This window comes from Sphingomonas kyeonggiensis, from assembly GCF_014204495.1.
Taxonomy (GTDB): domain Bacteria; phylum Pseudomonadota; class Alphaproteobacteria; order Sphingomonadales; family Sphingomonadaceae; genus Sphingomonas; species Sphingomonas kyeonggiensis_A.
In genome coordinates this window covers 1252936-1265733 of sequence record NZ_JACHLN010000001.1, presented here as the reverse complement: position 1 = coordinate 1265733, position 12798 = coordinate 1252936, and the positions used below count along the sequence as shown (strand labels likewise).

The 12798-nt window shown below is 69.1% G+C and carries 10 protein-coding genes; all 10 read left to right on the top strand.

From position 1 onward, the window contains the following. Nucleotides 1-50: 50 nt before the first annotated feature. The 10 genes from HNP52_RS06230 to HNP52_RS06185 all read left to right on the top strand — a co-directional run bounded on the left by HNP52_RS06230 (nt 51) and on the right by HNP52_RS06185 (nt 12754). Nucleotides 51-419 carry a hypothetical protein gene (locus tag HNP52_RS06230; RefSeq protein WP_184163939.1) on the top strand — a complete coding sequence of 123 codons (369 nt, stop codon included), beginning with the start codon at nt 51-53 and terminating at the stop codon, nt 417-419. Between the two features lie 329 nt (nt 420-748). Continuing rightward, nucleotides 749-1768, top strand: coding sequence for a sigma-54-dependent Fis family transcriptional regulator (locus HNP52_RS06225; protein ID WP_221416104.1), 1020 nt, complete (start codon nt 749-751; stop codon nt 1766-1768). Between the two features lie 141 nt (nt 1769-1909). Further along, nucleotides 1910-2341, top strand: coding sequence for a DUF3467 domain-containing protein (locus tag HNP52_RS06220; protein WP_184163936.1), 432 nt, complete (start codon nt 1910-1912; stop codon nt 2339-2341). Nucleotides 2342-2344: 3 nt separating this feature from the next. Then, entirely contained in the window at nt 2345-6205 is a 3861-nt protein-coding gene (locus HNP52_RS06215) for a papain-like cysteine protease family protein (protein ID WP_184163933.1), read from the top strand. A gap of 81 nt (nt 6206-6286) precedes the next feature. Further along, on the top strand, nt 6287-7321 hold the full coding sequence (locus HNP52_RS06210) for a hypothetical protein (RefSeq protein ID WP_184163930.1): 1035 nt from the start codon (nt 6287-6289) through the stop codon (nt 7319-7321). Further along, nucleotides 7318-7575, top strand: a complete 258-nt coding sequence (locus HNP52_RS06205; RefSeq protein WP_184163927.1) for a hypothetical protein — start codon at nt 7318-7320, stop codon at nt 7573-7575. Before HNP52_RS06210 ends, HNP52_RS06205 begins: the two co-directional genes overlap by 4 nt. Beyond that, nucleotides 7572-8381, top strand: coding sequence for a hypothetical protein (locus HNP52_RS06200; RefSeq protein ID WP_184163925.1), 810 nt, complete (start codon nt 7572-7574; stop codon nt 8379-8381). The genes HNP52_RS06205 and HNP52_RS06200 overlap by 4 nt, the downstream gene beginning before the upstream one ends. Further along, complete coding sequence (locus HNP52_RS06195; RefSeq protein WP_184163923.1) at nt 8378-9853, top strand: S8 family serine peptidase; 1476 nt, start codon at nt 8378-8380, stop codon at nt 9851-9853. Before HNP52_RS06200 ends, HNP52_RS06195 begins: the two co-directional genes overlap by 4 nt. Nucleotides 9854-9925: 72 nt before the next feature. After that, on the top strand, nt 9926-11677 hold the full coding sequence (locus HNP52_RS06190; RefSeq protein ID WP_184163920.1) for a hypothetical protein: 1752 nt from the start codon (nt 9926-9928) through the stop codon (nt 11675-11677). Between the two features lie 24 nt (nt 11678-11701). Beyond that, on the top strand, nt 11702-12754 hold the full coding sequence (locus HNP52_RS06185; RefSeq protein WP_184163916.1) for a hypothetical protein: 1053 nt from the start codon (nt 11702-11704) through the stop codon (nt 12752-12754). Nucleotides 12755-12798: the final 44 nt, after the last annotated feature.

The following is a 12798-nucleotide window of genomic DNA, read 5'->3' as shown; positions in this document are numbered from 1 at the left end:
GGAGCGCTTCGGACAGGCGCATTTTGCCGGAAAAGCAGGAGGGGCATGTCATGCTGAAACTGAGTCTTGCGGCAATCGCCGCGCTCTCGATCGCCGCGCCGGCAATGGCGGACGATTGGGATTTCGTGCTGATCAACAATAGCGGCAAGGCGATCAAGACGGTCGAGATCGCGCCGACCGGCACCACCACCTGGCAGCCCAACAAGGTCGATCCCGATTTCAAGAAGGAAGACGCCACGGTGAAGCCGGGTGCGCGGATGACCGTGCATTTCGACAAGGGTGCCGGCTGCAAATACGACGTGAAGCTCAACTTCGCCGACAGCAGCAGCGGCGTGTGGACCGGCATCAACGTGTGCGACAACAGCTATGTCACGGTGAAGTACAGCGCGGCCGGCGCACCGACCTTCACCGCGAACTGAGTTCGTACGCATCGAAACCCGCATGGCGGGGAGCCCATCCGGCTCTCCGCCATTTGCCTGTCCGGCATGGCGCGGACGGAGATTGATCCAAATCAGGTCCGGATCGGTGGTGTCTATTCGAGTCGAGCGGTTTCGACTCGCCAATTCCCGCACAGTCTAAAAGTAGACGAAACGTCCACCATTAAATGGAGTCGACTGTCCGGTCTGTTAAAGTTATCCACAGGCCCGTCGAGTCGCCTTAGATATCATGGCCGCCATTCGATCGCGGCCGCCTCACAAGTACATGACGATTTCCGAAACAGGCGCATCACGCGCTTTTTCGTGTTCACGTGACGCAACTGCTCCGGATCCTCCGGAGCGGGCGCGGGATGCTGTCGGGTGAGCGGGTGGACGATCTCGAGACCAGGCTTCTGGGCGACAGTGACGCGATGGTGCGGCTGCGCACCCTTGTGCCCAAGATCGCGCGCAGCGATGCGCCCACGCTGATCACCGGCTCCACCGGCACCGGCAAGGAGCATTGCGCCCGCACCATCCACGCGCTCAGCGAACGCCACGACGGCCCCTTCGTGGCGATCAATTGCGGCGCGGTGCCCGACAATCTGTTCGAAGCGGAGCTGTTCGGCTTCGAGCGGGGCAGCTTCACCGGCGCTGTGCGCAGCCAGACCGGCAAGGCAGTGATCGCCGGCGCCGGCGGCACCCTGTTCCTCGACGAGGTCGGCGAGCTCTCGCCGTTCAGCCAGGTCAAGCTGCTGCGGCTGCTCGAGGAGAAGGAAGTCCAGCCGATCGGGCGCGAGAAGCCGGTCAAGGTCGACCTGCGCGTGATCGCGGCAACCAACCGCGACGTCGAGCAGCAGGTGGAGGAGGGCAGCTTCCGCCCCGACCTCTATTACCGCCTCAACGTCGCCCGCCTCACCCTGCCCGACCTGTCCGAGCGCGCCGAGGACATCGCCCTCTACATCCGCCACTTCATCGAGGGCTTCAATCGCCGCTGCGGCTGCCAGGTCTCCGCGCCCGACGACGAGCTGCTCGACGTGCTGCTCCACTATGACTGGCCGGGCAACATCCGCGAGGTGCGCAACTTCGTCGAGGCGATCTTCATCGATCCGCCGCGCGGCGCGATCCGGCTCGACCATATCCCCGACGCCTTCGTCCGGCTGCAGCGCAGCTTCGACTGTTCGGGCAAGGACGAGCGCGCCCTCATCCGCGCCGCGCTCGACCGCACCGACTGGAACCGCGCCGAGGCCGCCCGCTCGCTCAGCTGGTCGCGCATGACGCTCTATCGCAAGATGACCAAGTACGAGATGACCCGCGGCGGCCCCGAGGGCCCGGAAGGCGGCCCCACCCTGTAACAACCGCGCGTAACACCGATACGCCCGTGCCGCCGCAATGTTACGTACTATCCCGTAGCCCGATCACCCAACCTGCTGATTTGCAAGCTTTTCACAAGCTGGCACAGCGCTTGCTCCTCTGTCCGGCAGGAGGCGTGCCGGATGAGTCAGGGCAGCTTGGCAGATGTGGAGACCGACATGGCGATGCGCGACGCCAGCCGCGCGCCCGCCAGCTACGTCAACTATTTCGAGCTCGGCCAGAACCCCTTCGAATTCCTCATCGACCTCGGCCAATATTATCCCAGCGGCCATGAGGGCGTCGGCACGATCGGCATCCACACCCGCCTGGTGCTCACCCCGTCCTACGCCAAGATGCTCTCCGAGCTGCTCTCGCGCTCGGTGCATGAGCATGAGCGCGAGAACGGCCCGATCGCCCAGATCGGCCAGGACAGCTCCCCCTTCGACATCGTCCTCTCCTCGCTCGGCGATTTCGAGGAGCGCGCCCGCGCGCTGCGCGCCGCCCGCACCCGACCCGATTCCGCCCCCGGCAGCGACGATGCCGGCCGCAACTCCCCTTCCAGCAACGACAGGTGATCCATGACTGCTCAGATCCGTCCCAACCGCATGGAGGTCAGCGATCGGTTCCCGATGCTGGGGTTCGCCGTCCGCGTCGACCAGCCCAATGTCGAGGCACAGGTGGTGCTGGCGACCGACGTCACCCTGTTCGACGGAGCGAACAAGCCGCGCCGCACCGCCGCCAATTTCTACTGCAGTGACGAGCAGGGCCGCCTCAGCGTGCCGCGCGGCGACGGCGTGTTCGTCGTGCCGCCCGAAGTGCTCGCCCGCTTCATCGGCGCGCAGAAGCTCTATTTCGGGCTGGCGACCGGCGTGGGCGGGCTGAGCGTCGACGCCCTGCCGCGCGAGGGCAGCCCCTATGTCGCGCTCAACAGCTTCACCGGCCGCAGCCTGCGCCGCAGCTATACCGCATCGCGCACCGCGCCGGTGCTCGAATGGGCCGGCGACGTGCCGACTCCCGGCAGCCGGCCGGCCACCCCCGCGGCCCCCGCCCCGGTCACCACGCCCCCCGCGCCGGGCGGCGGCGGTACCTATGACGACGGCTTCGGCCCGATGCCCGATATCCCCGCAAAGGCCGCCGGCCTTGCCCGCTCAGGCCCGATGTCGGCCGGATCGCGCGGCCAGGTCGCGCTCAACATGAGCTCGGGCCTGAGCGCGAACGACGCACTCGCCTGGCTGATGGAAAAGGTCCGCGGCGCCGCGGCGGCAGCGGGCAGCGACGTCAATCCGCCGAGCCTCTATCGCTTCGGCGCGGCGAGCAGCACCTTCGTCGCCGCCTGGCAGGCCGGGTTCGGGATCACCGGGCTGATCAACCCGCTCAACGCCTTCCTCGCCGCCCTGCCCCAGCTCGCCGCGCGCAGCGGCGTGACCATCTCGGTCGGCCCGGCGCTCGATACGCCGGTGTTCGGCGCCGGTATCGGCGCGGTCTTCGCGCCCGACGGCCAGGCCGCCCTGTTCGGTACCGCCGATTCGAGCTTCGATGCCCAGGGCATCAGCGACTTCATCGAGCATCTCAAGCTCGCGCTCCAGGCGAAGTTCAAGCTCGGCTATAACAGGCTCGGGATCGACGGCTTCGCCAGCCTGCGCAAGGTCGCCGCGATCAATGCCGGCGAGGAGCTGGTGGTCGGCGCCGAGCTGTGGCTCGACGGCGCCGATCAGGGGCTGGGCGGCGCCGTGTCGATCGGCGCGGGCTTCGCGCTGCAGTTCGGCCAGGAAGCGGCCGCCTATGTGCCGCCCAGCCTGCCCGGCACCGGCGCGCGCGATCGCGCCACCCGCATCGGCGGCCAGTTCGCCACCCGCATCGGCGAAGCGCTCGACCTCGGCCTGGCCGAGACCACGCTCACCCCGCTGTTCGAGAAGCTCGAGGGCAGCGCGCGGCCGGCGCCAATGGCCTATGCCCGCGCCCAGGCGGCAAGCCGCAGCATCAACTGGGACGGCGTCGACTGGATCGCCCAGCCGACCGACAATGGCTGCTGGGCAACCACGCTGGCGATGCTGATCGGCTGGAAGGACCAGCAATGCTATGAACCGGCCGGCATTGCCCAGCGCTGCGGACGCGACATCAACCAGGGCCTGCCCTGGGACCAGCGCGCCACCGTCGCCGCCGCGCTCGGCCTGGGGACGCTGCAGCCGCAATGCTACACGCCCGAGGGCTTCTTCAGCCTGATCGAGCGCCACGGCCCGCTCTATGTCGGCAAGATGGCCAGCTCGACCAACCTGTCGGGCCATGCCGTGCTCGTCGTCGGCATGTATGAGGATGGCGGCCAATATTATGTCCGCGTCGTCGATCCCTGGGATCGCTCGGTCGGCACGCCGGGCGCGCCCGGCGCCTATGCCAGCACCCATGATCGCGGCAGCCGCTACATCCTGCGCTACGAGGATTTCGCCCAGGAATATGAAATGGCGGCGGACGGCACCCCCGCCTATGTCCAGATCATCTATGCCGGCATCCCCGCCGGCCGCCAGCCCAACACCGGCACCAGCGCGCCGGCCGGCTTCGCGATGGCGGCGCCGCGCACCAGCAGCGCAATGTCCGCGCCCGACTGGTCGATCAACTGGGACGGCGTCCAGCTGGTCGCCCAGCCGACCGACAATGGCTGCTGGGCAACGACCATCGCGATGATGCTCGGCTGGCGCGACGAGCGCAGCATCACCCCGCAATCGATCGCGCAGCGCGCCGGCCATGATATCGAGCAGGGCCTGCCCTGGGACGATCATGCCTCCACCGCGGCTCGGCTCGGCCTAACCGCCCATCCGCCGCAATGCTATTCGACCGACGGCTTCGCTCAGCTGATCCAGAACCACGGCCCGCTCTATGTCAGCAAGATGGCCACCGCGAGCGGCCTGTCGGGCCATGCCGTGCTCGTCGTCGGCATGTATTCGAGCGGTGGCCAGTATTTCGTCCGCATCGCCGATCCCTGGGATCGCCCGGTCGGCACCCCGGGCAAGCCCGGCGCCTATCCGGACAGCCACGATCACGGCAGCCGCTACATCATGCGCTACGAAGCGTTCCAGGCCGAATATGAGATGGCCGCATCGGGCAGCAATCCGGTGAACGTCCAGATCCTGAGCGCCGGCGTGCCCGCGGGCCGCCAGATCAACAGCGGCACCACGCCGCCGGCCGGCTATGCGATGGCCGCGCCGCGTACCAGCAGCGCGATGTCGGCACCCGACTGGTCGATCAATTGGGACAATGTCCAGCTGGTCGCGCAGCCCACCGACAATGGCTGCTGGGCGACGACGATCGCGATGATGCTAGGCTGGCGCAACCAGCAGAGCATCACCCCGGAATCGATCGGCGCGCGCTGCGGCAGGAACATCGAGAATATCCTGCCCTGGGTCGATCACGCCGCCACCGCGGTCCAGCTCGGCCTCACCGCCCATGCTCCGCAATGCTATTCGACCGACGGCTTCGCCCAGCTGATCGAGAACCACGGCCCGCTCTATGTCGGCAAGATGGCCAGCTCGGCCGATCGCTCGGGCCATGCGGTGCTCGTCGTCGGCATGTATTCGAGCGGCGGCCAATATTATGTCCGCGTCGCCGATCCCTGGGACCGGCCGGTCGGCACGCCGGGCAATCCCGGCCGCCACACCGCGACGCACGATCATGGCAGCCGCTACATCCTGCGCTACGAGGATTTCCAGACCGAGTACGAGATGGCGGCGACGGGCAATCCGGCGAACGTCCAGATCTTCAGCGCCGGCGTGCCCGCCGGCCGCCAGATCAACCGGACCACCACCGCGCCGGCCGGCTTCGCCATGGCCGCGCCGCGCACCCTGCCCGAGCCACCGGTCGCCCGCAGCCGCGCGCTGGACATCGGCGCCGCCGCCACGATCGCCGGCACGGCAGTGCAGATCATCGCCCAGAACAGCGGCGACATTCACACCAACCTGGCGAGCTGGGGCGGGATCAAGCATCCGAACGACCGCGCACCGTCCCGCTCCGCCGCCTTCCTCGATGGCGCGATAGAACTGCGCGACTGGCCGGTGGTCGGCGGCACCTTCGGGATGGACGACATCTATTGCTGGCTGCGGATCCGCTGGCAGTATAACGGCACCTCGCTCGGCCATATCTATATCGACGATATCGGCCATGATGACGCCGCCGGCTGGGGCCTCACCGTCAACGCAACGATCGAGGACGATGCCCGCCTCTATGCGCGCAGCTCGCATGCCAGCGCGCCCGGGGCGGCGCAGGTGCCGGCGCTCCACATCAACATCACCTATACGTTCGACGAAGTGATCGCCGACGATCAGGTCGCCAACTCCCGCATCACGCTCTACGCCGACGGCACTCACGATATCGAGAGCCGCTGGGTGCAGCATTCGCGGCCCGGGGGCGGCAACCCGACCAACGCACCCCGCCCGCTCGCTCTGGCGTGATCGATGTCGGGTGATCGCTACCTTCCGCCGCCCCCGGCGGCCACCTCGCGCCAGGCGAGCCATGCCGTGCCATCGCACGCGATGGCGGGCTCTTTCTGGGGCAGTGAGGGCGCGCAGCAACAGCCTGCCCAGCAGGACGAGCTGACCGCGCCGGGTGCCGGTTCGGGTGCGTCGGGCGGCAAGGCGCCGCCCGCCACCGAGACGATCGGCCGGCGTGCCGGCGCACTTTCGGATGAACTGAACTTTCCCGATTTTGTGGCTTCGCTGATTCATGGAACCTGGGATGCGATGGTCGATTCGTCGATCCGCCAGATGGACAGCTATGCCGATCTGGTCGCCGCGATCTCCAAGCCGCTCTCCCAGTTCCGCGACGAGAATGTCACCGCCAACCAGGCGCGCGACTGGCTGATGGCGCAATATCCCGGCGATATCGGGCTGGCGCGCGGCGAGAGCGAAGGCACGCTGGTGCCGCGCGGGGGCAGTGGCAGCGCTGGCGGCGATTCCGGGGAGAGCAACTCGCCGACCTGGCTCTCCGACTATGGTCTTGGCGGGCAGGAGCTGACCTCCGAGCTGATCGAGGAGCAGCTCGTTCCCGCCGCGCGCGACCGGCTCGCCGGAGACCGGATGCAGACGCTGGCGACGCTGGTGATGATGGGCATGAACCGGATCGTCGTGAAGGACGGCTCGATCACCGCCCGGCTGCGCTTCCGCGCCGCGGCGTCCGACAAGACCGCGGTCGATTATGCGGTGAGCGACGATCCCGGCAACGCCACGCCCTCGGGCAGCTGGTCGACGCGAGGCAGCACCTCCTATCAGGCGCCGGTCACCAAGGTGTCGACCGTCGGGGTCAACGCCCAGACCGACAGCCAGCTCAATGCCGAGCTGTTCGGCGAAGTGAAGATCAACTTCGCCAGCGAGACGCTGCCGCTCGACCGGTTCGTCGACGATGCCCGGCGCACGTTGCTCGAACGCGCCGCGCGCCCGGCCCAGATGCCGGCACGGGCGCCGGCCCCCGCCGCCCTGCCCGCCCCGGTCCCCGCCGTCGCCGCACCTGCATCGCCGGCGGCACCCGCCTCGCCCGCGCCGCTGCCGGTTCCGCCCGGAGGTGCTGCATGACCGACGCCGCCCGCCGCCCGCTCGAGGACCTGATCGGCGAATTGCTCGACGGCGTCACCGCGCTGCCGGCGGCGGGGCTGCGCGCGACCAGCGTCGCGTTCGACCTGCCGATCGAGGCGACGGTCGAGGCCGGTCCCACCGGGCCGATGGTCCGCGCCGATGTCCCGCGCACGCGCACCCGCACCTGGTTCGACCGGCCGGTCGGCCGCCTCTCGCTCAACATCGGCACGCTGCCGGTGGAGGAGGTGCAATGAACGGCGATACCGGCGAAGCGGTGGCGCTCGAGGACTTCATCCAGGCGGTGCAGTCGCAGCTCGATACGGCCCAGGCGCGCATGACGCTGAAGGCGCAGAACGACCGGCTGCCGCTCACCTTCGCGATCCGGGACATCTCGATGGATTTGAAGGCGCATCTCGAGCTCAACCAGGGCGAGTTGCGCATCCGTCCGGCCGGACCGAGCGACAAGGACCCCACCGTCCTCCACCTCGTCTTCACCGCGATCACCAAGCCGATGATCGAGGAGAATGCGGTTCCCATGTCGATCGACGACAAGAACGAGGTGCCGCTCTCCGCGCTGGGCGACGAGTTCGATCCCGCCGAGCGCCGCCGGCTCGAGGGGATCGGCGTGCGCACCGTCGAGAAGCTCAACGAGATGGAGCGGCGCGGCATTTCGGGCTCGGTCGGCCGGATCACCCGGCTGGCGCCCGACAAGCTCGAGCAGGTCCTCGCCCGCGCCTCGCGCCCGATGGTCGACGATGTCAGCCGCGACGGCACCGATGAGGGCGACCAGACCGACGAGCTGCGCCAGCGGCTGCGGGTCAAGGGCCGCAACCTGCTGCGCGGCGGGATGCCGCCCCAGGTGATGATCGCCGGCCGGCCGGTCAATGTCGTCCAGGCGCATGACAATGAGCTCGTGCTGGCGCCCGATCACGACCAGCTCGCCGGGCAGATGAGCCTGACGCACGATCCCCGTGCGCCGACCGAATTGTGGTTCGACCAGCAGCCGCGCCGGCCCTTGCCCGCGACGCCGGTCAACGGCTTCGACGGAGCCCAGCCATGACCGCCCGGCTCGGCCGCCTCGTCCAGCCCTGGGCGCACCGCGCCGGCGCCTATGCCGCGCCGGGCAGCCTGCTCGTCCGCTTGAAGCTCGGCGAGGTGCCCGCCGGCATCCCCGCCGCGCTCGATATCCGCCGCAAGGCCGCGACGCCGGCGGAGACCACGCAGCACCAGATCCTCGACCGGGTGGTGAAGTCCTTTGGCGGCGCCGTCCGCGTCTCGCGCCTCCACGCCGCCGCTCAGGCGCTCCACACGATCGGCGCGCGCAACCGGGGGTATAGCGAGGCCGAGGAGATCAGCGGCATCGCCCGGGTGCTGCGCTTCGACGTCGAGCCCGACACCCATATCGGCTCGCTCGCCGTGTCGCTGATGCAGCTCGACATCGTCGAGTCCGCCATGCCCAACTATCTCTGCACGATCGGGCTGGACGGCCCGGACCGGCATCCCCGCCGCGACGAGGATGACGACAATGCGGGCTGGGACCCGCGCGACATGGTCAATGCCCGCCGCGCGCTGTCCTATTGCGCCGGCGATGGCGGGGTGATCGTCGCGGTGGTCGACAGCGGCATCAACCTGCGCCACCCCGAATTCTCCAGCCAGGCGCTCGATACCGGCGACCGGCTGCGGCGCGGCTACGACACCGTCCAGCTCAGCGAAGGCCAGCTCGCGACCGGCATCCGGCTGCTCGGCGACAATCGCGGCGCCGATACCGACCCGACCGACCGCTATGTCGGCCACGGCACCGCCTGCGCCGCGATCATCGGCGGCAGCGGCGCCGGCATCCCGCCCGGCCTCGCCGGCGCCTGCCGCCTGCTGCCGATCCGCTCGCTCGGCGCCGCCCAGCCGCCCGACCACAAGCCCGTCGGCATCGGCGCGATCAGCGACCTCGACATGGGGCTGGTCATGGCCGCCCAGCTCGGCGCGCACGTCATCAACTGCAGCTTCGGCACCGATGACGAGGCGATCGAGCCCGGCATGCCCAAGCCGCACAGCGAAGCCGTCGCCTATGCCACCGAGCGCGGCTGCACCCTGGTCGCCGCCTCGGGCAACAGCGGCGACAGGCGCGTCTACTGGCCCGCCGCCTTCCCCCAGGTCGTCGCGGTCGGTGCCGTCGATGCCGATCGCCGCATGGCCGGCTTCTCGACCAGCGGCGACCATGTCGCGCTCTGCGCCCCCGGCGTGAACATCCGCACCGCCGACCTCGACGGCTATCAGCGCGCCACCGGCACCAGCTTCGCCGCGCCCTTCGTCGCCGGCGCCGCCGCTTTGCTCGTCGCCCGCGCCCAGGAGCGCGCCGCCGCGGTCGACCCGGAGACGATCAAGAAGCTCCTGATCGCCAGCGCCCAGCCGCACCGCCCCGATCTCGCCGCCGGCAATGGCGCCGGCATCCTGGACGCCGCCCGCGCGCTCGAACTGCTCGATCGCGCGATCGACGCCGACGACACCACCGAACTGGGAGGCGCCGATGACGGCTAGAGCCCGCCCCGCTCCCTAAGGCGCCCCGCGCCCTCCCCGAGATGGACCAAGATTTTCGAAAGGAACCCTCAAATGGCCGACATCCTGATCCCGACCATCCGCTTCGTCGACATCGCCGCCCGTGAAAAGGCCGCCCGCGAAGCGATCACCAGCAGCTTTGACAACCTCACCGCGCGCCTCGCCAAGCTGGGCCAGCTCAGCCAGACCGACGCCGCCGAGCTCGCCCGCGTCCGCGAGCTCAAGGCGCTGATCGACAGCGACAAGGGCAAATTCTACTTCGACCCGCTCTTCGCCACCGCCCGCGCCGCGCTCAAGTCCGCCGAGAGCGGCCTGCGCCCGCGCGCCGTCGAGCATGAGCAGGGCGTGCTGCAATTCCCCGAGATGGCGGGCGACAAGGCCACCGAGGCCGAGCGCGACGCCGAAGTCGCCCGCGTCGGCCTGATCCTCGGCCTGCTCCAGTATAACGGCACCGCGCTGCCCCGGCTGGTCGTCTCGGGCAAGACCCCGCAGCCCGATCCCGAGGATCCGAACACCGCCGAGTTCGGCGAGGGCCTGTTCCGCGCCGTCGGCCGCATCGCCGGCCGCACCGAGCTGGCCGAGCGCACCCTCAAGCAGGTCGGCGCCGCGGTGAACATCCAGGGCGACCGCAAGGAGCCCGGCGTCTCCAGCGCCGAATATGCCAAGGTGTTCGAGGGGCTGGTCGGCCGCGGCGTCACCGCCCATGACGTCAACCTCAAGCGGCTGGTCGAGGACCAGTTCGACAAGGTCCAGGCGCTCGGCGACGACCAGGCGATGCACGACGTGCTGATCGACCTGCCCGATCTCGAGGCGACCACCGCCTTCGAAGTCGTCGCCAGCCATTGCAAGCTGATGGGCTCGTTCATCTTCGCCTCGGCCTTCGAGGAGCTGAAGGCCTTCCAGGTCGTCGACAAGCTGGTCGAGATGTCGCAGCGCGGCGACCTCGCGCTGATCAAGGGACCGGCCGGCACCCAGCTCTACAATTACTGGCGCGAGGCGCCGAACCGGATGAGCGAGAGCGAGCGCCAGGGCTTCTACGCGATGATGCTCGGCCTGCCGACCGGCCAGCCCGGCGTGAAGGTCAATGTCGAGTTCCAGGACCTGTGGCTGCGCTTCGTCTCCTCGGTCTCCACCCTGGTGCGCGAGGCCCGGGTCGATGCGCTGATCCGCGCTGCCACCCCGATGGCGGTCAACCAGCAGCAGGTGAAGAAGGCCGCGCGCGACCTCGCCACCAACATGTCGCTGCACGGCTATGGCATGGCCTTCTATGCCGCCGCGGACCTGCAGAAGCAGATCAACGACATGATCAGCCTGCTCCAGGACAAGGAGCTGCTCCTCGCGATCGGGCAGAAGGACATGTGGGGCGTGATCGACCAGGTCGCCCAGACCGAGCTTGGCGGCGCGCGCAACAGCTCCAAATACCGGATGCTCGCCACCAGCGGCGCGATCATCAGCAGCTGGATCGCCAACAACAACGATCGGCTGCGCGATCCCACCTCGCCGATGATCGATCTTGGCGTGGTCAGCAATCCGCCCACCCGGCCGCGCGGCCAGTCGGCGGTGTCGCACCCCAACGACTATGACCTGGTCAATGCCTGCGAGATGTGGCTCGCCGATTCGGCGATGGACGAGGGCCGCATCGAGCAGATGTCGCAGCCGCGCGAAGCCCCGAACATGACGAGCCGGCCGATCCAGATCCCGTCGATCGCGCGCGACCTGCTCGACAGCGCCGGGCTCGGCATGGGCATGGGCTATGCCCAGGCACCCCAGTCCAACGGCCATGCCCGCAACGGCTATGGCTATTGACCCCCGGGCGGAAGGAGCATCGCCATGGGCTATGAGCCACTGAGCACGCAGGTGAAGGGGCGGCTGTTCAGCGCCTCGCGCACCTTGCGCACCGCCAACCCCCTGAGCTTCGTCGGGCGCATGCTCGAGGACAGCTTCGATCTGCCGATGGGCGATCCGCGCTATGCCGCCAACGCGCTGGTTCCCGGCGCGGCGCCGATCGAGCCGGTGTTCGGATCGAACCAGAGCCGCGCGCTCGCCTTCCACATGGAACCGCTCGGTCCCGAGGCGTCGGGCTGCGAGCGGCGCGACATGGCCAGCCGCGAGATGCGGCGGCTGGTCGGCGACAATTTCGGCCGCGAGGCGCTGCACTGGTTCGACGGCGCGAGCGAGAGCCAGCGCGGCCTCACCCGCGCCGGCGGCCTGCGCTACGGCGCCTTTTTCGGATCGAGCTTCGATCAGGGCGGGCTGGAAAGCGCCACCGTCACCTATGAGGGCGGCAACGGCAATCCGATGAACGAGGTCAATCCCGCGCTCGCCCGGCTGATCGGCCAGGCGATGGCGGCGATGCCCGGCCTGCGTCCGGTGTTCACCACGCTGGTGGCGGGGCGCGACTATGGCAGCCAATGGGTGACCTTCCTGCTCACCAACCGCTTCCGCATCACCGACATGCGGCCGATGCTCGACGAGCTTGGGCTGGGCGCGCGGCTGGGCAGCATCCTCCAGATCGTCGGCGTCGCGCTCGGCGGCCGCTTCGACGTGCCCGACGGCGCGGCCTTGGTCGCGTTCGGGCGCAGTCCCCAGGGCGTCGAGCTCGATCTGCAGATCATGCTCGATGCGATCCCGGATGTGCCGCCCAACTTCCTCCAGCTGCTGACGATGAACCTGCGCGAGCGGCCGCGCGAGCTGGCGGCACTCGAGCGCTTCCTCGAAGCCTTCACCCCGGCCGACGATGTCTGGCCCGGGCGCTTCACCATCCTGGGCATCCGCATCGGCCCCAGCGGCCCGCCCAAGGTGAAGCTCTATCTCCGCCCGGTGGAGTTCGAGATCAGCCCGGCGGCGTCGCTGGTCGGCGCGCCGATGCCCGCCGCTGCCTGAGACAGGAGGTGCCGGCTGCGGCCGGCCAGTCGAGGATCGAAGAG